18 protein-coding genes and 1 tRNA gene are annotated in these 17200 nt (G+C 66.4%); 16 read left to right on the top strand and 3 right to left on the bottom strand.

The genetic code is table 11. From position 1 onward, the window contains the following. Window positions 1-33 precede the first annotated feature (33 nt). Entirely contained in the window at window positions 34-285 is a 252-nt protein-coding gene (locus AC1RB9_RS20645; protein WP_003086258.1) for a sulfurtransferase TusA family protein, read from the top strand. Between the two features lie 33 nt (window positions 286-318). Next, entirely contained in the window at window positions 319-1392 is a 1074-nt protein-coding gene (locus AC1RB9_RS20640; RefSeq protein ID WP_003108615.1) for an AI-2E family transporter, read from the top strand. 60 nt (window positions 1393-1452) lie between these two features. Here the strand turns inward: AC1RB9_RS20640 and AC1RB9_RS20635 are convergent, their stop codons facing one another. After that, on the bottom strand, window positions 1453-1926 hold the full coding sequence (locus AC1RB9_RS20635; RefSeq protein WP_003086262.1) for a peroxiredoxin: 474 nt from the start codon (window positions 1924-1926) through the stop codon (window positions 1453-1455). Window positions 1927-1937: 11 nt separating this feature from the next. Next, window positions 1938-2495 (bottom strand): glycine cleavage system transcriptional repressor, encoded by a 558-nt coding sequence (locus tag AC1RB9_RS20630; protein WP_003086267.1) that lies wholly within the window; start codon window positions 2493-2495, stop codon window positions 1938-1940. Window positions 2496-2678: 183 nt separating this feature from the next. Between AC1RB9_RS20630 and dapA the strand changes: the two genes are divergently transcribed. The 6 genes from dapA to wapB all read left to right on the top strand — a co-directional run bounded on the left by dapA (window position 2679) and on the right by wapB (window position 7727). Further along, a complete protein-coding gene (gene dapA / locus AC1RB9_RS20625; RefSeq protein WP_003086270.1) occupies window positions 2679-3557 on the top strand; it encodes a 4-hydroxy-tetrahydrodipicolinate synthase in 879 nt (292 codons plus the stop codon). Between the two features lie 17 nt (window positions 3558-3574). After that, complete coding sequence (gene bamC, locus AC1RB9_RS20620; protein WP_003086271.1) at window positions 3575-4765, top strand: outer membrane protein assembly factor BamC; 1191 nt, start codon at window positions 3575-3577, stop codon at window positions 4763-4765. Beyond that, on the top strand, window positions 4704-5462 hold the full coding sequence (locus AC1RB9_RS20615; protein WP_003123205.1) for an MBL fold metallo-hydrolase: 759 nt from the start codon (window positions 4704-4706) through the stop codon (window positions 5460-5462). Before bamC ends, AC1RB9_RS20615 begins: the two co-directional genes overlap by 62 nt. A gap of 28 nt (window positions 5463-5490) precedes the next feature. Next, window positions 5491-6201, top strand: a complete 711-nt coding sequence (gene purC, locus AC1RB9_RS20610; RefSeq protein WP_003108622.1) for a phosphoribosylaminoimidazolesuccinocarboxamide synthase — start codon at window positions 5491-5493, stop codon at window positions 6199-6201. 93 nt (window positions 6202-6294) lie between these two features. Continuing rightward, window positions 6295-6384 (top strand) — tRNA-Ser (locus tag AC1RB9_RS20605). 350 nt (window positions 6385-6734) lie between these two features. Further along, window positions 6735-7727 carry a 1,2-glucosyltransferase WapB gene (gene wapB / locus AC1RB9_RS20600; protein ID WP_079275377.1) on the top strand — a complete coding sequence of 331 codons (993 nt, stop codon included), beginning with the start codon at window positions 6735-6737 and terminating at the stop codon, window positions 7725-7727. Between the two features lie 39 nt (window positions 7728-7766). Here the strand turns inward: wapB and AC1RB9_RS20595 are convergent, their stop codons facing one another. Continuing rightward, window positions 7767-8567 (bottom strand): IclR family transcriptional regulator, encoded by an 801-nt coding sequence (locus AC1RB9_RS20595; protein WP_003120643.1) that lies wholly within the window; start codon window positions 8565-8567, stop codon window positions 7767-7769. Between the two features lie 157 nt (window positions 8568-8724). On the opposite strand from AC1RB9_RS20595, the gene AC1RB9_RS20590 reads away from it, so the two are divergent. The 8 genes from AC1RB9_RS20590 to AC1RB9_RS20555 all read left to right on the top strand — a co-directional run bounded on the left by AC1RB9_RS20590 (window position 8725) and on the right by AC1RB9_RS20555 (window position 17200). Then, a complete protein-coding gene (locus AC1RB9_RS20590; protein WP_003086280.1) occupies window positions 8725-9111 on the top strand; it encodes a Zn-ribbon domain-containing OB-fold protein in 387 nt (128 codons plus the stop codon). Beyond that, on the top strand, window positions 9108-10259 hold the full coding sequence (locus tag AC1RB9_RS20585) for a thiolase (RefSeq protein WP_003448986.1): 1152 nt from the start codon (window positions 9108-9110) through the stop codon (window positions 10257-10259). The genes AC1RB9_RS20590 and AC1RB9_RS20585 overlap by 4 nt, the downstream gene beginning before the upstream one ends. 109 nt (window positions 10260-10368) lie before the next feature. Then, window positions 10369-12516 carry an acetate--CoA ligase family protein gene (locus tag AC1RB9_RS20580; protein WP_003448989.1) on the top strand — a complete coding sequence of 716 codons (2148 nt, stop codon included), beginning with the start codon at window positions 10369-10371 and terminating at the stop codon, window positions 12514-12516. After that, window positions 12500-13366, top strand: coding sequence for a MaoC/PaaZ C-terminal domain-containing protein (locus AC1RB9_RS20575; protein ID WP_003112540.1), 867 nt, complete (start codon window positions 12500-12502; stop codon window positions 13364-13366). The genes AC1RB9_RS20580 and AC1RB9_RS20575 overlap by 17 nt, the downstream gene beginning before the upstream one ends. Before the next feature lie 81 nt (window positions 13367-13447). Beyond that, window positions 13448-14803, top strand: a complete 1356-nt coding sequence (locus AC1RB9_RS20570) for an MFS transporter (RefSeq protein ID WP_003158190.1) — start codon at window positions 13448-13450, stop codon at window positions 14801-14803. Window positions 14804-14826: 23 nt separating this feature from the next. Next, window positions 14827-15234 (top strand): PaaI family thioesterase, encoded by a 408-nt coding sequence (locus tag AC1RB9_RS20565; protein ID WP_003158192.1) that lies wholly within the window; start codon window positions 14827-14829, stop codon window positions 15232-15234. A gap of 140 nt (window positions 15235-15374) precedes the next feature. After that, a complete protein-coding gene (locus tag AC1RB9_RS20560) occupies window positions 15375-16439 on the top strand; it encodes an acyl-CoA dehydrogenase family protein (RefSeq protein ID WP_003158193.1) in 1065 nt (354 codons plus the stop codon). Next, a complete protein-coding gene (locus AC1RB9_RS20555; RefSeq protein ID WP_003086299.1) occupies window positions 16439-17200 on the top strand; it encodes an enoyl-CoA hydratase/isomerase family protein in 762 nt (253 codons plus the stop codon). Before AC1RB9_RS20560 ends, AC1RB9_RS20555 begins: the two co-directional genes overlap by 1 nt.

Below are 17200 nucleotides of genomic sequence, written 5' to 3'. Positions count from 1 at the left end.
GGTATGCTTGTCGGCCCTTCGGGAGAGGCTGTCATGACGGATAACGATTCATCCCCCCTGGTATGTGACGCGGAGCTGGATGCCAGTGGTCTCAATTGTCCGCTGCCCCTGCTAAAGGCCAAGCTGGAGCTGAACCGCCTGCCCAGCGGCGGGGTGCTCAAGGTGATCGCCACCGATGCCGGGTCGCAGCGAGACTTCCGGGCCTTCGCCCAGCTCGCCGGCCATGAACTGCTGCGCGAAGAGGCCGCCGAAGGCGTCTATCGATACTGGCTGCGCAAGCGTTAGCGGAGCCTTCGCCGTTCCGATTCAGGATTTCCGATGATCAAGGTGTTACGCGACTGGATGCAGCGCTACTTCTCCGACGAGGAGGCAGTGGTGCTGGCGATCATGCTGGTGCTCGGCTTCAGCGTCATCCTCGCCTTCGGCGGGATGCTCGCGCCGGTACTGGCGGCGATGGTGATCGCCTTCCTGATCCAGGGCGTGGTCGGCATGCTGGAACGCTTCCGGGTGCCGCACCTGTTCGCCGTGTGGCTGGTCTACAGCCTGTTCCTCGGCTTGCTGGCGCTGTTCCTGGTGGTCCTGCTGCCGCTGCTCTGGCAGCAATTGTTCACCCTGTTCAACGAACTGCCGCGGATGCTCGGCGAATGGCAGAGCGTGCTGCTGATGCTGCCCGAGCGCTATCCCAGCCTGATCAGCGAGGAGCAGGTGCTCAAGGCCATCGAGACCGCGCGCGGCGAATTCGGCCAGATCGGCCAGTGGGCGCTGACCTCGTCGCTGGCCAGCCTGCCGGTGGTGGTGAACGTCATGATCTACCTGGTGCTGGTGCCGATCCTGGTGTTCTTCTTCCTCAAGGACAAGAAGCGCTTCCATACCTGGTTCCACCGCTACCTGCCGCGCGAGCGCGGGCTGATGAAACAGGTCTGGGCCGAGATGAACCAGCAGATCGCCAATTACATTCGCGGCAAGGTCATCGAGATCGTCATTACCGGCGCGGTGACCTACATCGCCTTCGCCTACCTGGGGCTCAACTACGCAGCGCTGCTGGCCCTGCTGGTCGGCCTGTCGGTGGTGGTGCCGTACATCGGCGCGGTGGTGGTGAGCGTACCGGTGGCGATGATCGCCTTCTTCCAGTGGGGCTGGAGCGACCAGTTCATCTACCTGATGGTGGCCCACGCGATCATCCAGGCGCTGGATGGCAACGTGCTGGTGCCGCTGCTGTTCTCCGAGGCGGTGAACCTGCACCCAGTGGCGATCATCTGCGCGGTGTTGCTGTTCGGCGGGCTCTGGGGCTTCTGGGGCGTGTTCTTCGCGATCCCCCTGGCGACCCTGGTGAAAGCGGTGCTGGATGCCTGGCCCAAGGACCTTCCCGAGACTCCGGCAGCCACGCGATAGCATCGGCCGCATGAAAAATGCAAAAGGCCGCGGATGCGGCCTTTTTTTTCGGGGCGGGGCTCAGGCGCCGTTGAGCGCCTGGGCGGCGGCGAGAACCGCGTCGACATGCCCGGGCACCTTCACGCCGCGCCACTCCTGGCGCAGTACGCCGTCCCTGTCGATCAGGAAGGTGCTGCGGTCGACGCCCATGTATTCCTTGCCGTAGAGCTTCTTCAGCTTGATCACGTCGAACAGCTGGCAGACCGCTTCATCCTTGTCGCTGATCAGCTCGAAGGGGAATTCCTGTTTGCACTTGAAGTTCTCGTGGGACTTCAGGCCGTCGCGGGAGATGCCGAAGACCTCGGTATTGGCCTTCTGGAACGCCGCGTACTGGTCGCGGAAGCCCTGGCCCTCGGTGGTGCAACCGGGGGTGCTGTCCTTCGGGTAGAAATACAGGACGACCTGCTTGCCCTTCAGCGCGGACAGGGTCACCTCCTTGCCGCTGGTTGCGGGGGCGGTGAAGTCGGGTACGGGTTTGTCGATTGCGACCGGCATGGCTCGGCTCCTCAGGGGTGTTGGGGGCGCCAGGGTTCGATCAGGGCATCCAGGTTCAGGGCGTCGGCAAAGTCCAGGAACTGGTCGCGCAGCCAGCTGATCTGGGTGCCGGCGGGCAGCGTCACGGTAATCGTGGCGTTGAGCATGGTGGTGTTAGTGTGCGGCGCCTGGTAGGTGTCGCAGGTCAGGTTCTCCAGCTCGATGTTGTGGTCGATGAAGAACTGGCAGAGTTCGTTGAGGATGTCCGGGCGATACACCGCGCTGACATAGGCCACGTAAGGCAACGCCTGGGCGCGGGTCACGTGGGCGTTGCTGCGGGTCATGCTGAGGGTGATGTCGCCGCGCTTGGTGAGGGCCGGCAGGCTGCCCTCGAGGCGGGCGAGGGCATCCCAGCTTCCGGAGATCTGCAGCACCAGGGCGCTGAACTCTCCGTGGCGGGTCAGGCGGCTGCTGACCACGGCGCAGCGGCTCTCGACGCAGGCGCGGCAGAGCAGGGTGGTCAGCTCCATCGGATTGGGGCCGAGGGCGCTGATCAGAAGGAATTGTTCGCGGGGTTGGCTGGTGGACATTCAACTTTCCTGGAATACGCTGGCGGCACGGGCCGTACCTAAAGCGGGAAGGGTAGCGAAAAGCGCCGCCGAGGGAAACGTCTGCCGCCTGTCAGCGGCTTCCGACGAGGTGGCGCTCGTCTTGTGCAAGGCCTGCCGCCGACAGTACCATTACCGCTTTAATTTCGCGGCAGGAGCGGTTGCATGATTGCGGGCAGTATGGTGGCACTGGTCACCCCCTTCGATGCTCAGGGTCGACTGGACTGGGACAGCCTCGCCAAGCTGGTGGACTTCCACTTGCAGGAAGGCACCAACGCCATCGTCGCCGTCGGCACCACCGGTGAATCGGCCACGCTGGACGTGGAAGAGCACATCCAGGTGATCCGTCGCGTGGTCGACCAGGTCAAGGGCCGCATCCCGGTGATCGCCGGCACCGGCGCCAACTCCACCCGCGAGGCGGTGGCGCTGACCGAGGCCGCGAAAAGCGGCGGCGCCGACGCCTGCCTGCTGGTGACGCCGTACTACAACAAGCCGACCCAGGAAGGCATGTACCAGCACTTCCGCCATATCGCCGAAGCCGTTGCGATCCCGCAGATCCTCTACAACGTACCGGGCCGCACCTCCTGCGACATGCTTCCGGAGACCGTCGAGCGCCTGTCCAAGGTGCCGAACATCATCGGCATCAAGGAGGCCACCGGCGACCTGCAACGCGCCAAGGAAGTCATCGAGCGCGTCGGCAAGGACTTCCTCGTCTATTCCGGCGACGACGCCACGGCCGTCGAGCTGATGCTGCTGGGTGGCAAGGGCAACATCTCCGTGACCGCCAACGTCGCGCCGCGCGCCATGAGCGACCTGTGCGCCGCCGCCATGCGCGGCGACGCCGCAGCCGCGCGCGCCATCAACGATCGCCTGATGCCGCTGCACAAGGCGCTGTTCATCGAATCCAACCCCATTCCGGTGAAGTGGGCCCTGCATGAGATGGGTCTGATCCCCGAGGGCATCCGCCTGCCCCTGACCTGGCTCAGCCCGCGTTGCCACGAGCCGCTGCGTCAGGCCATGCGCCAGACCGGCGTATTGGCTTGATCAAGGAGCTCCACGCAATGAAGCGACTGGCTGGACTGACCGCCCTCGCCCTGGTTATCGGCAACACTTCCGGCTGCGGCTGGCTGTGGGGGCCGGAGGGCTATTTCCGCGACCGCGGTGACGACTACCTCGGCGCCCGCGAAACGCCTCCCATGCAATTGCCCGAAGGGGTGCACAGCAAGCCGCTCGATCCGCTGCTGCCGATTCCGCTGAACGTCGCCACCACCCACGAAAAAGAGGGTGAGTACGAGGTTCCGCGTCCGCAGCCGCTGGCCAACGCCGGCGACATCAGCGACTACAGCCTGCAGCGCAGCGGTGATAGCCGCTGGGTCGTGGCCCAGCGTCCGCCGGCGGAAGTCTGGCCGGTGGCCCGGCAGTTCTTCGAGGAGAACGGTTTCCGCATCGCCGACGAGCGCCCGCAGACCGGCGAGTTCAGTTCCGACTGGCAATCGCTGTCGCAGCTTTCCGCGCCGCTGGCACGCCGCCTTAGCAGCCGCGTGAGCGGTGTCGAGCCGGACGGCCAGGCACGGGTTCGGGTGCGTATCGAGCCCGGCGTGCAAAGCAATACCAGCGAGGTCTACGTGCTCAGCCAGACCCGCGCCGCCGGTGACACCAGCAGCCCGAGCTGGCCGAGCAAGTCGGTGGCGCCGAGCCTCGACGCGGCGCTGCTCGACGAGATGGTCGCGAGCATGGCGCGCAGCGCCGAGCAGGGCGGCTCGGTCTCGCTGCTGGCAGCCAACTCGATCTACGACACGCCCGGCACCTTCGAGTTGAGCAAGGACGGTAGCGGCAACCCGGTGCTGACCTTGCAATCCGACTTCGACCGCTCCTGGGTCAGTGTCGGGCGTGCCCTGGATAACGCCGATATCCGCGTCGACGACCTCAACCGCAGCCTTGGCGTGTACTACGTGAACATCGCCGAAGGGGCGAAGAAGCCCGACGAAGACAAGCCCGGGTTCTTCAGTCGCCTGTTCGGCGGCGGCGAGAAGACCAAGGAAGAGGAAGACGCCAAGGCGCAGCGCTACCAGGTCCGCCTGACCACCGTCAGCGACGCCGTGCAGGTCACCGTCGACAAGGACATCAACACTTCTGCGCCGGCCGATGTCGCGCAAAACGTACTGGAAAAACTCCAGGAGAGCATGCGCAATGCGGTTCGCGGTTCTGGGCAGCGGAAGCCGGGGCAATTCGGCCTTGGTGAGCAGTTCTGACACCCGGATACTGATCGATTGCGGCTTCCCGCTGCGTGAAATCATCAAGCGTCTGGCGCGCCTGGGGCTGAGCCCCGCGCAGCTGGACGCGATCCTGGTCACGCACGAACACGCCGATCACATCCATGGCGTCGAACTGCTGGCGCGGCATTACCAAATCCCGGTCTATCTCAGTGCGGGTACCCTGAGCGGCATGCGCCGCCCGGTGCACCCCGCCGAGCTGTTGAGGGCCGGCCAGCGCCTGGCGATCCGCGGGCTGGAAGTGCAGGTGGTTGGCGTCTCGCACGACGCCCGCGAGCCTACCCAGTTCGTGCTGTCCGACGGGCAGCGGCGCTTCGGCATGCTCACCGATCTGGGAATGGCCACGGCCGAGGTGCTGGAGTGCTATCGTGCGGTGGATGCTCTGGTGGTCGAGGCCAACCACGACAGCACGATGCTAGCCGGTGGCCCGTATCCCTATTTTCTCAAGGCCCGCGTAGGCGGTTCGCGAGGGCACTTGAACAACCATCAGTCCGCAGAACTGGTGAAGCAGCTGGATTGGGGCCGCATGCAGCACCTGGTGCTGGCCCATCTCAGCGAAAAGAACAACTCGCCGCAGCTGGCCCGGCAAACCTTCGTCGACACCCTCGGGTGCGATCCGGGCTGGCTGCAGGTGGCCGATCAGCATTCAGGCCTGGATTGGCGCGAGATCGCCTAGGCCCTATTACCCGTAAGCGGAGCCCATCATGGAAAAACGCGAAGAACTCTACCGCGGCAAAGCCAAGTCGGTTTACCAGACCGACGATGCCGATCGTCTCATCCTGCTGTTCCGCAACGACACCTCCGCCTTCGACGGCAAGCGCATCGAACAGCTCGATCGCAAGGGCGCGGTGAACAACAAGTTCAACGCCTTCATCATGCAGAAGCTGGAAGCTGCCGGCATTCCGACCCAGTTCGACAAGCTGCTGTCGGATACCGAGTGCCTGGTGAAGAAGCTCGACATGATCCCGGTCGAGTGCGTGGTGCGCAATTTCGCCGCCGGCAGCCTGGTGCGTCGCCTCGGCGTGGAAGAGGGCATCGCCCTGACTCCTCCCACCTTCGAGTTGTTCCTGAAGAACGACGCCCTGGGCGATCCGTTCATCAACGAATCCCACGTCCAGGCCTTCGGCTGGGCCACTCCCGAGCAACTGGCGCAGATGAAGACCTATTCCTTCAAGGTCAATGAAGTGCTGAACAAGCTGTTCGACGACGCCGGCCTGCTGCTGGTGGACTTCAAGCTGGAGTTCGGCCTGTTCCATGGCCAGATCGTCCTCGGCGACGAGTTCAGCCCGGACGGCTGTCGTCTGTGGGACAAGGAGACCCGCAAGAAGATGGACAAGGACCGCTTCCGCCAGGGCCTCGGCGATGTGATCGAAGCCTACGAAGAGGTAGCCAAGCGCCTGGGCGTGCCGCTTTAACCTCTAAATGCGCGCAACCATCTGAAAGAACGCGAAAAAATCTTCAAGAAAGCTTCGCGTTCTTCGTACAAGCTGGTATCATGCGCGCCGCACGGAGAGATGCCGGAGTGGTCGAACGGGACGGATTCGAAATCCGTTGAGTCAGCAATGGCTCCTAGGGTTCAAATCCCTATCTCTCCGCCATTACATATGAGCAAAGCCCCTGGAATGCCTGGCGTTCCGGGGGCTTTGTCTTTTCTGGCGAGCGTTCGGGCATCCCCTCTGCCGGGCGGGCGAAAAAGCCGTGCCATGGTTTCGGGTGCCGGCCAGGTCGTGCAGCTTTCCTAGGAATGCTGCGGGCCCTTCCTTCGTTCTGCCCTTCCTTCTCCTCTGGGTGGTCGTCCCGCTCTGCCTGGGTTTCGTGGGTGCGCTGAGCGCGCATTTCTCCACCGCTTCCGATTTTCTGTCCTTCGGGCGCCGGGTCGGGCGACCTGCCGGTTTCGATGGTCGGTGCGGTTCTTCTTAGTATCCCGGCGCTTGAAGGCGCCGCGGATGTGTGGCCGAGCTGCATGGCACGGTTTCCTTCCGGCGGACAGCCAGGATATCGGTTTGTGCCGAGTCCCGGAGACGGGGCTGGGGAGGAAGAAATGCGTCCGCTCGTTTCCGTCGTTTGCGCCTGTTTCAATATCTCGAAGTATCTGGACGAGGCGATCGCCGGCATCTACGCGCAGGGCTATCCCAATCTCGAGTTGATCGTGGTGGATGACGGATCCACGGACGACACCTATGAGCGTCTCGCCATGCTCCGCGAGCGTCACGGTTTCCAGCTCTACCGCCAGGCTAACCGAGGGGTGAGCGACGCGCTCAATCACGGTTTGCGTCATGCGCGGGGGGAGTTCGTGATGACTCCCGACCTCGACGACATTGTCCTGCCTGGAGCGCTCGACACGCGCGTCGACTACTTGCTTGCGCACCCCGAGGTCGGGTGCGTGGGCGGTTTCAATATCTGTATCGACAGTGCCGGTAACGAAGTGGCGCGAGACGGTTTCAGCGAGGGTTGTGTGGAGCGTTGGGGGTTCGATGCAGCATTGGCCGAGACCCTGGTGGTCATGCCGCTTACGGCGCTCTACCGCATGGACGCGATGAAGCGGGCGGATTTCTTCGACCCGTCGATTCGCGTGCAGGATTTCCAGATCACCCTCAGGATCGCGGCGCAGGGCTATGAAATTCATCGACTACCGGCCTACATGGGGCGTTATCGCCGGCATGGAAGCGGTCTATCCGGCAGGTACAAGCTCAATTACGAGGCGGATATGCAAGCCATCGAGCCTTATCGGGCTCACCCGAATTATCGCCGGGCCCGGCAACTGATCCTGAACAAGGCGCTGAAGAAGGCTGTTGTCCAGGATGGGCGATATGCCTGGCAGCTGTTCCGCTCGGTGCCGCTGCGGGCGTGGGACCGGGTGACGCTGAAGCGATTCTGGCGCTTCCTCCGTTATCTGCCGGTCCTCGGGTTGAAAGGTGGTACCGACGTCGCGGGTCGATAACGGCGGGCCGGCTAATCTTTCAGTGGGTTGAATGTCATTTCAGGATTTCCCCTTCAGTGCCTCGCCCTGGGGAAATAGCGCGCGGCTCACGAAGCGCGCGGTATCCCGCAGGCTGGTGCCGATCCGTTCCAGGTCGTCGGGCTGGTGTTGGGCGCTGATGCCGATCGCGGAGATGGCGAAGCGCGGTTGTCCGTCGCGGTCGGTGATGGCGCTGGCGACCATGCTCACGCCGCGGTAAAGGTGTTCCTGGTCGATAGCCCAGCCGCGCTCGACGGCCTCGGTCGCTTCGGCCTGGTAGCGCTCGAAGCTCGGCGGATTTTCCCAGCGCACGCGGGTCAGTCGGCGGCGCAGTTCGTCCTCCGGCAGTTCGCGCAGGCCGGCAATGCAACGCCCGGCGGCGCCGACCAGTTCCGGCAGGCGCGTGCCGACGGCGACGTTGACGTGGGCGACGGGCGGCGCGGCAAGGGCGATGACGCGGATGTGCGCATCGTCGGTGACTTGCCACAGGGCGATGAGGATGTGGTGGGCAAGGCTTAGTCGCTCCAGCTCTGGCTGGATCAGGTCGGCATAGCTGCGTCCGACGAATCCTACGGCCAGTTCCGACAGGCCAAGGCCCAGTTGGTAGGTCTTGCCCGCATCGTCGAAGGAGGTCAGTCGTTCGTTGCTCAGGGTGCGCAGGATATTGAAGGCGCTGCTCGGGCTGATACCGGTGGCGCGAGCGATGGCGGCCACGCCTTGCGGTCCGTCGGCGTGGGCCAGGTGGCGAAGTATCTGAATGGCGTTCACTACCGCGCCGACATCTTTGCTGCTGGTGCCTTTGGTTGTGGCGTCCTTGGTCATTTTTCCTCTTTTCATTCAGTATTGTGATTGACATTCACGATAGTGAATATATTCTGGCCTTCCGGAACGTACAACCGGGGGCGGAAGCAGTATCCGGTTCGGCGTCCAGCGCGATGCACTTTGCAGCAAAGGTCGACAAGAACAAAGGAGAAACCTCGTGGCAGATCTTCCCGATGGCAGTACTCCGGGACCTGAGGCGCAGTACCTTGCGTTTCTCGCCCAGGGCCGTTTCATGTTGCAGCGCAGCCGTTCCAGCGGTCGCCATGTGTTCTACCCGCGCCAGTTGGTGCCGGGTAGCGGCGAGACTGATCTCGAGTGGGTTCCCGCCAGCGGCCTGGGTACGCTCTACGCGATCACTGTCAATCGCTCCCGCGGCGGCAATCACAATGTCGCGCTGGTCGACCTGGACGAGGGCGTGCGCATGATGTCGCGGATCGACGGGCACCAGAGCCTGCCGATCGGCACCCGTGTGCAGGCGCGCATCGTCGAGCAGGATGGTGCCAATGTCGTGGTGTTCGTTCCCCACCAGGAGGGACGACCATGAGCGCAGCCATCCGTGGCAAGACCGCCATCGTCGGCATCGGTAGCGCCGGCGTCGGCGAGGCGCCGGGCTACAGCGCCATCGAACTGCTCGGCCAGGCGTCGCTCAGGGCCATTGCCGATGCCGGCCTGAAGCTTTCCGACATCGACGCGATCTTCGCAGCCACCAGCTCCCATGCCTTTCCCACCTTGTCGGTCGCCGAATACCTCGGCATCCGCCCGAAATTCGTGGATGGCACCAATATCGGCGGCTCCAGTTTCGAGCTGCACCTGCTGCAGGCCACTTTGGCACTGGAGGCCGGTCTCTGCGACGCTGCGCTGATCTGCTACGGCTCCAACCAGCGAACCGCCGGCGGCCGCCTGGTATCGATGAGCGAGCCACAATGGCACGAGACGCCCTACAAGCCGCGCCACCCGATCACCGCCTATGCCCTGGCGGCCAGCCGGCACATGCACCAGTACGGCACCACACGCGAGCAGCTCGCCGAGGTGGCGGTCTCTGCCCGGCAATGGGCCAACCTGAATCCCGAGGCGTTCGCCCGCGGACCGTTGAGCGTCGATGACGTCCTTGCCGCGCGGATGGTCAGCGACCCGCTGAGCGCCGCCGACTGCTGCCTGGTCACCGACGGCGGCGGCGCCTGCGTGGTAGTGCGCGCCGAGCGCGCCCGCGACTTGCCCAATGCGCCGGTGTACTTCCTTGGCGCGGCCGGAGCGCAGTGGCATCGCTCGATCGTGTCGATGCCCGACCTCACCGTGACGGCGGCCTCGGAAAGCGCTCCGCGAGCCATGCAGATGGCCGGTGTGCGGCACGCCGACATCGACCTGGTGATGCTCTACGACGCCTTTACCATCAACACCCTGCTGTTCCTCGAGGACCTGGGATTCTGCGCCAAGGGCGAGGGCGGCCCATTCGTCCAGGGCGGACGCATCGCGCCCGGCGGCGAGTTGGCGGTGAACACCAACGGTGGCGGGCTGTCCTGCGTGCATCCGGGGATGTACGGGATGTTCCTGATCATCGAGGCGGTGACCCAGCTCCGCCGCCAGGGCGGCGAGCGGCAGTTGGCCAAGGCCGACGTGGCGTTGCTGCACGGCAACGGCGGCACGCTGTCCAGCCAGGTAACCGCGTTGCTCGGTACCGGCGACACGCTCTAGACCCCTGGCCGACAGGCCTTCCGGGCGCTGCCGTGGCGGCGTCCCGCGGGCGCGCTCGCCCGCGAGAAGGTTGTCGTGCCGGCCACAGACAAACGGATCAGGTGAACCCATGTCAGCGAACCACTCGCAACAGCTCATCGACGCTCCCCGTTTCGCCAGTCTTACTCCATTGATCGAACCACGCTCGGTCGCGGTGATCGGCGCTTCCAGCGACCCGACCCGCATCGGTGGCCGACCCATCGCCTACATGCTGCGCCATGGCTATGCCGGGCAAATCCTCCCGGTCAATCCGAACCGTGCTGAAATCCAGGGGCTACCGGCCTTCGCCAGCGTCGCGGAGCTGCCGCAGGCACCGGACGCGGCCATTGTCGCGGTGCCTGCGCCTCAGGTGCTGGAGACCGTCCGGGCACTGGGCCGCCAGGGGGCGCGCAGTGCCATCGTGTTCTCTTCCGGATTCAGCGAGGTCGGCGAGGCCGGCGCGGCGATGCAGGATGCGGTGGTAGCCGCTGCCCGCGAGTACGGTATGCGTCTGCTCGGTCCGAATGCGCTGGGCGCGTTCAACAGTAACCTCGGTTACTACGCGTTCTTCTCCACCAGCCTGGAACGTGGCGTACCGCTGCCCGGCCGGGTAGGCATCGCCACCCAGTCCGGCGCATACGGCGCGCACCTGCTCGGCATGGCGTGCCAGCGCCGCCTGGGAACCCCTATCTGCGTGGCCACCGGTAACGAGGCCGACGTCACCCTGGGCGACAGCATCGGCTGGCTGGTGGAGTCGCCGGAGATCGACGTGGTGATGGCCTACGCCGAATCCATCCGCAACGTCGACAGCTTCCTCGCCGCCCTGGAGGCCGCGCATCGCGCCGGCAAGCCGGTGATCCTGCACAAGGTCGGGCGCAGCGCCCTGGGTAGCCGCGCGGCGCTGTCCCACACCGCTTCGCTGGCCGGCGACGACAAGGTGCTGGACGCCGTGCTGGGCGACTATGCGGTGATCCGCGCCAGGACCACCGAGGAACTGATGGACATCGCCTACCTCGCCACCCGGCGTATCTATCCGGTGGGCAACAGCCTCGGCATGATCACCGTCAGCGGCGGCGCCGGGATCATCGTCAGCGATGTCGCCGAGGAAGTCGGCCTGCCGATGCCGCCGATGCCGGACATGGCCCAGGAGCGGCTGAAGGCACGGCTGTCCTTCGCTTCGCCGATCAACCCGGTGGACTGCACCGCGCAGGCCCTGAACGACCTGACGCTGGTGCGCGACTTTACCGAGTCGATGGTGGTCGATGGTGGCTACCGTTCGCTGCTCGCCTTCTTCACCCAGGCCGGCACCGCCGCCTCCATCGGCGCGCGTCTGGCCGAGCAGTTCCGGCGGATCAAGGAGGCTCATCCCGAGCGTCTGTTCGTGGTCTCGGTGATGGGCGAGGGGGAGGAGCTGGCACCCTACGAGGAGGCCGGCTTCGCACTGTTCGAAGACCCCACCCGGGCGGTAGTGGCGATCCAGGCCATGGGGCGGTTCGGCGAAGCCTTCGCCCGGCCGTTGCGCCTGCGCCGGCCTGCCGGCGGGCTACAGTTGCCCGCCTCCACGCCCGGCGAAGCCGAGGCCAAGCGCCTGCTGGCGCGCGCCGGTATCGAGTCCGCCGCCGAGGCGGTGCTGGGCAGTGCCGAAGAGGCGGTTGCCTTCGCCGAGGGCATCGGATACCCGGTGGTGCTGAAGCTCGCCTCGGCGGACATCCAGCACAAGTCGGAAATCGGCGGCGTGCTGCTTGGCGTAAGCGATGCGGACGCGGTACGCGCCGGTTTCCAACTGCTCCTGCGCCGGGCCGCCGAGAAGGCGCCGCAGGCGCGTCTCGATGGCGTCCTGGTGGCGCGCCAACTGCAGGGCGGGGTGGAGTGCTTCATGGGGATCCAGCGCGATCCGCTGTTCGGCCCGGTGGCGCTGTTCGGCCTGGGCGGGATCTTCGTCGAAGTGCTGCAGGACGTGGTGTTCCGCCGCTGCCCGTTCGAGGTCGACGAAGCCGAGGCGATGATCCGTAGCATCAGAGGCGCGCCGCTCCTGTTCGGCGCGCGTGGCCGGCCGCGGGCCGACGTCGCGGCGCTGGCACGGCTGCTGTCGAATCTCTCGCGGTTCGCCTGGGAGGCGGGAGAGCGCTTGCGCTCGGTGGACCTCAACCCGGTCATCGCCTTGCCGGAGGGCCAGGGCGCCTGGGCGGTGGATGCGGTGTTGGAAGTCGAGGAGGTGGCCGATGGCGCTCGATCCTGAGGTGCTCCTGAACTACCCGATCCCCGAAGTACGCCAGCGCTACAGCCGGCGCGACAGCGCCTTCTACGCATTGAGCCTCGGTCTGGGCGGCGACCCGCTGGACGAGCGCCAACTGGCCTACGTCGATCCGTGCCGCGATCTCCAGGCATTGCCGTGCATGGCCCTGGTGCTCGGTCATCCGGGCTTCTGGCTGGGCAATCCGGCGACTGGCGTGGACGCGCTGCGCCTGGTTCACGGCGAGCAGCGCCTGGAGTGGCGGCGGCCGTTGCCGGCGGAAGGCGAGGTGATCGGCCGGACCCGGGTCACCGGTCTGGTAGACAAGGGCGCCGACAAGGGCGCGCTGCTCTACAGCGAGAAGGTGCTCAGCGACGCGCTCAGCGGCGAGGTGCTGGCTGTCGCCCGCAGCACCACCTTCCTTCGCGGCGACGGCGGCTTCGGTGGTTCCCGGCAGGTGCCGGAAACGCCGCATCGCTTGCCTGAACGGACACCCGACCTGCGACTCGACCTGCCGACCCGTCCGGAGCAGGCCCTGTACTACCGCCTCAACGGCGACGACAACCCGCTCCACGCGGAGCCCGCGGCAGCGCTGCGGGCCGGCTTCCCGCGGCCGATCCTGCATGGCCTGTGCACCCTCGGCGTGGCATTCCACGCGGTGTTGCGCGGGCTCGCCGACTACCGCGCGGGGCAACTGGGACATCTGCAGGTACGTTTCTCGGCTCCGGTGTTTCCCGGCGAGACCTTGCGTACCGAGATGTGGAGCGACGGCTCGTTCCGCACTCGCGTCGTCGAGCGCGATGTGGTGGTGCTGGACAACGGCCGGGTAGGTCCGCCGCCAGAGCGGCCGGACTGAAGCGAAGGGCGGCGGCGCGAGGGAACGACTGTCGGGCTGCCGTGAAGATCAACCGAAATCCTGCTTGCGAGAACAAGAATAATGAATGCAACCGCGCTTTCCCCGAACCCGGCGCCGGCCATTTCCCGGCGCACCATGCTGATCGCCTTCGTCTTCTGCTTCCTCGGCCTGCTCGCCGACGGCGTCGACCTGATGTTCCTGGCCTACAGCCTCAACAGCCTGAAGGCCGAATTCGGCCTGAGCAACTTCGAAGCCGGCTCCCTCGGCAGCCTGACTCTCGCCGGCATGGCCGTCGGCGGCATCTATGGCGGCTGGTGCTGCGACCGCTTCGGCCGGGTGCGAGTGGTGACCTGGACCATCGTGCTGTTCTCCATCGGTACCGCGTTGCTGGGGCTGACCCAGAACTACTGGCAGTTCGCGCTGATCCGCTTCGTCGCCTCGCTCGGCCTCGGCTCGCTGTTCGTCGCCTGCAACATCCTGATGTCCGAGTGCGTCGGAACCAGGTACCGCACCACCATCCTCGCCGCCATGCAGGCCGGCTGGACCGTGGGCTACCTGGTGGCGACCCTGCTGGCGGGGCAGATCATCCCCGAGTTCGGCTGGCGCGCCTTGTTCTTCACCGCCGTGGCGCCGGCGCTGGTCTGCCTGGCCCTGCGGCCCTGGGTGCCGGAGTCGCCGTCCTGGCTCGCGGCCCAGGCCGGGCGCCAGCGTCCCGGCGCGGCTCCGCAGAGCCACGCCGAGGCTGGCGGCGCCGGCCCGCTGGGACGGATGCTGGGCGATCCGGAAACGCGCGGCATGTTCCTGCTCTGGAGCCTCACCTCCTGCTTCCTGCTGTTCGGCTACTACGGCACCAACAACTGGATGCCGTCCTACCTGGAGAGCGAGTTGGGGATGAACTTCAAGTCGATGACCGGCTACATGGTCGGCACCTACAGCGCGATGATCCTCGGCAAGGTCGCCGCCGGCGTCTGCGCCGATCTCTTCGGCCGGCGCCTGACCTTCGCCGCCGGGGCCATCGGCAGCGCCGCCTTCATGCCGTTGATCGTGTTCTACCACTCGCCCTCCAACATCCTCTGGATCCTCATCACCTTCGGCTTCATCTACGGCGTTCCGGTCGGGGTGCTGGCCACCTACATGACCGAGAGCTTCTCCACCCGCGTCCGCGGCTCGGCGGTGGGCACCGCCTACAACCTGGGTCGTATCGGCGCGGCGGTGGCGCCCGCCGGCATCGGCCTGCTGGCCACCCACGTGTCGATCGGCGCGGGTTTCCTGGTGATGGGCATCACCTACGTGCTCACCGGGCTGATCCCGGCGCTGTTCATTGCGGACCGGCTCTACGACCCGAACCGCGAGTCCCGCGATGCCGAGAGCGCTTCCCGACGGCAAGCGCCGGGCAGTGCCGGGGATACCGCCGAGCGGCGCGCGGCCAAGGCCTGATCCTGCGGCAGGAGTGCACATCCATGAGTTCTTTTCCACGACAGCCAGCGGCGGAGCAGCGGCCCGCCAGCTTCCAGGAGTTCATCGGCCTCGAGCGCTGGACCGATGCCGACGGGGTGGCGCGGGTGCGCCTGGGGCATCGCCCGGAACTGATGAACTACCTGCAACAGTTCCACGGCGGGGTGTTGATGTCGGTGCTGGACGCCGCCATGGCCCAGGCGATCCGTGCCTGCCTGCCGGACTGCTCGATGGTGACCATCGACATGGCTACCCACTTCATGGGGAGCGCCCGCGGCGAGCTTCGTGCGGTTGGCAGGGTGGTGCGACGGACCCGCACGATCTGCTTCTGCACGGCGGAAATCTGCAACGAGGACGGCGAGGTCATCGCCATGGCCTCGGGCAGCTTCAGGTACCGCGCGGCTAAGCCGTAGCGGAGTTCCGGCGGCGCGGCAGCGGAGCCATCCGTCGCGCGTCCGGACCACGGCCTGCGCGGTCGCTCCGCGCGGACAAGCCGGCGCCGCCCGTGCAGATGACGAACGGGCGGTCGGCGTATCGACAGGAGGGCGAACAGATGAGTGAGCAAGACGAGTGGGCCGGCGAGCGCGAGCAGCGTCTGCGGATGATCCGCGACAGCGCGGCTTCGCTGGTGCCGCGCGACGGCGACCTGACCCGCGTGCGCCGCGGTCGTTTCACCGGTAGCGGGGTGGACCGCCAGGCCTGGCGCGAGGTCTGCGCCATGGGCTGGCCGGCGCTGCGCCTGGATGAAGCGTTGGGCGGCAGCGGCCTGGGCATGAGCGAATACGCGGCGTTGCTGGAGGCGCTGGGGCGCGGCCTGCTGCCCGAGCCGCTGATCGAGGCCGGGCTGGTGGCGCCGCTGCTGCCGGAAGACGAGCGCGTTGCGTTGCTGGCCGCTGAGCGGCTGGTCCTGCCGGCGGGCATCGCCTACCGCGATGGGCGGCGACGCCCTCGTATGCAGCAAGGGCGGTTGCACGGCGAAGTCGCTCACGTACATCTGGCTGGTGCCGCCGATGCCTGGCTGGTGGCCTGCGAGCAGGGCCTGGCGCTGGTCGAGCGCGATGCCGATGGCGTGGAACTGCTCTGCGAGGCGACCCAGGATGGCGCTCACCTGGCGCGCCTGCGTTTCCGCGATGCGCCGGCACGGTGGTTGTCCGGCGAGGTAACGGAACAGGTTCTGGACGAGGCAGCGCTGGCCTGCGCTGCCTATCTGGTCGGACTGATGGATGGCGCCTTCGAGCGAACCCTGGAGTACCTCAAGGTACGTCGCCAGTTCGGCCGCGAGATCGGTAGTTTCCAGGCGCTGCAGCACCGCATGGTCGACCTGAGGATCCAGATCGAACTGTCGCGCGCCATGGTCGAGCAGGCCGCCGCCGCGATCGATGCCGGGGCGTCGGAAAGCGAGCGCCAGCGGCAGGTTTCCAGCGCACGGGTACGGGCCTCGGAAGCGGCTCTGCTGGTGACCCGCCAGGCCATCCAGTTGCACGGCGGCATCGGCTACACCGACGAGGCGGACATCGGCCTGTTCCTGCGCCGCGCCATGGTACTGCTCAATGCCCACGGCTCGCTGGCGTTCCACAAGGCGCGCTACGCCGCGCTGCTACAGCGGGAGGTGGCCTGATGAGCGGTTTGTTGCAGGAAACGCGCGGCACGGTGCGCCTGTTGCGCTTCGACAACCCGGCCCGGCGCAACGCACTGTCGCCGGCGCTGCGCATGGAATTGCTGCGGGCCCTGGAGGCGGCCGAATGCGACCCATCGATCCGCAGCGTGCTGCTGACCGGTGGCGAAGAGGTGTTCTGCGCCGGCGGCGACCTGGGCGACATGCGGGTGACCGAGTTGGCCGCCGGCAGGGCGCGAATGCAGGACAACGCGCGGCTGGTGCGGCAGATGGTGCGCATGGGCAAGCCGCTGATCGCCGCGGTCGAGGGCTGGGCGGTGGGGGCCGGGCTGTCCGTGGCGCTGGCCTGCGACAGCATCGTTTGCGGCGCCGGCGCCCGCTTCGCCGCCGGCTTCGGCAAGGTCGGGCTGCTCGCCGACCTCGGCCAGTTGCATACCTTGCCGGCGCGCATCGGTTGGGGGCGGGCACGGCAGATCCTGATGTTCGGCCAGGTGGTAGAGGCCGAGGAGGCACTGCGCATCGGCCTGGCCGACCGCCTCTGCGCCGCTGGCGGCGCCTTGGCGATGGCGCTGGAGCTGGCCGGGCGGGTGGAGCAGCAGGCGCCGTTGCCCCTGGCGATGACCAAGGCGTTGCTCGCCGAGGGCCTTGACCTATTGCTGGAGCGGGAGGGCGAGTTGCAGAGCCAGTTGTTTCTCAGCGCCGACCACGCCGAGGGCAAGGCGGCCTTTCTCGCCAAGCGTCCCCCCGTATTCAGAGGAAACTGA

It is taken from the genome of Pseudomonas sp. 20-5 (assembly GCF_056782835.1).
Note: the sequence above shows the minus strand (reverse complement) of the source record. Positions and strands in the feature narration are given on the sequence as shown.

What these genes read in the sequence shown, in the direction of transcription:
- AC1RB9_RS20555 (WP_003086299.1), top strand. Translation starts at nt 16,439, where the DNA reads ATGAGCGGTTTGTTGCAGGAAACGCGCGGCACGGTGCGCCTGTTGCGC.
- AC1RB9_RS20565 (WP_003158192.1), top strand. Translation starts at nt 14,827, where the DNA reads ATGAGTTCTTTTCCACGACAGCCAGCGGCGGAGCAGCGGCCCGCCAGC.
- AC1RB9_RS20645 (WP_003086258.1), top strand. Translation starts at nt 34, where the DNA reads ATGACGGATAACGATTCATCCCCCCTGGTATGTGACGCGGAGCTGGAT.
- AC1RB9_RS20585 (WP_003448986.1), top strand. Translation starts at nt 9,108, where the DNA reads ATGAGCGCAGCCATCCGTGGCAAGACCGCCATCGTCGGCATCGGTAGC.
- AC1RB9_RS20560 (WP_003158193.1), top strand. Translation starts at nt 15,375, where the DNA reads ATGAGTGAGCAAGACGAGTGGGCCGGCGAGCGCGAGCAGCGTCTGCGG.
- AC1RB9_RS20615 (WP_003123205.1), top strand. Translation starts at nt 4,704, where the DNA reads ATGCGGTTCGCGGTTCTGGGCAGCGGAAGCCGGGGCAATTCGGCCTTG.
- purC (WP_003108622.1), top strand. Translation starts at nt 5,491, where the DNA reads ATGGAAAAACGCGAAGAACTCTACCGCGGCAAAGCCAAGTCGGTTTAC.
- bamC (WP_003086271.1), top strand. Translation starts at nt 3,575, where the DNA reads ATGAAGCGACTGGCTGGACTGACCGCCCTCGCCCTGGTTATCGGCAAC.
- AC1RB9_RS20580 (WP_003448989.1), top strand. Translation starts at nt 10,369, where the DNA reads ATGTCAGCGAACCACTCGCAACAGCTCATCGACGCTCCCCGTTTCGCC.
- dapA (WP_003086270.1), top strand. Translation starts at nt 2,679, where the DNA reads ATGATTGCGGGCAGTATGGTGGCACTGGTCACCCCCTTCGATGCTCAG.
- AC1RB9_RS20570 (WP_003158190.1), top strand. Translation starts at nt 13,448, where the DNA reads ATGAATGCAACCGCGCTTTCCCCGAACCCGGCGCCGGCCATTTCCCGG.
- AC1RB9_RS20635 (WP_003086262.1), bottom strand. Translation starts at nt 1,926, where the DNA reads ATGCCGGTCGCAATCGACAAACCCGTACCCGACTTCACCGCCCCCGCA.
- AC1RB9_RS20640 (WP_003108615.1), top strand. Translation starts at nt 319, where the DNA reads ATGATCAAGGTGTTACGCGACTGGATGCAGCGCTACTTCTCCGACGAG.
- AC1RB9_RS20595 (WP_003120643.1), bottom strand. Translation starts at nt 8,567, where the DNA reads ATGACCAAGGACGCCACAACCAAAGGCACCAGCAGCAAAGATGTCGGC.
- AC1RB9_RS20630 (WP_003086267.1), bottom strand. Translation starts at nt 2,495, where the DNA reads ATGTCCACCAGCCAACCCCGCGAACAATTCCTTCTGATCAGCGCCCTC.
- AC1RB9_RS20575 (WP_003112540.1), top strand. Translation starts at nt 12,500, where the DNA reads ATGGCGCTCGATCCTGAGGTGCTCCTGAACTACCCGATCCCCGAAGTA.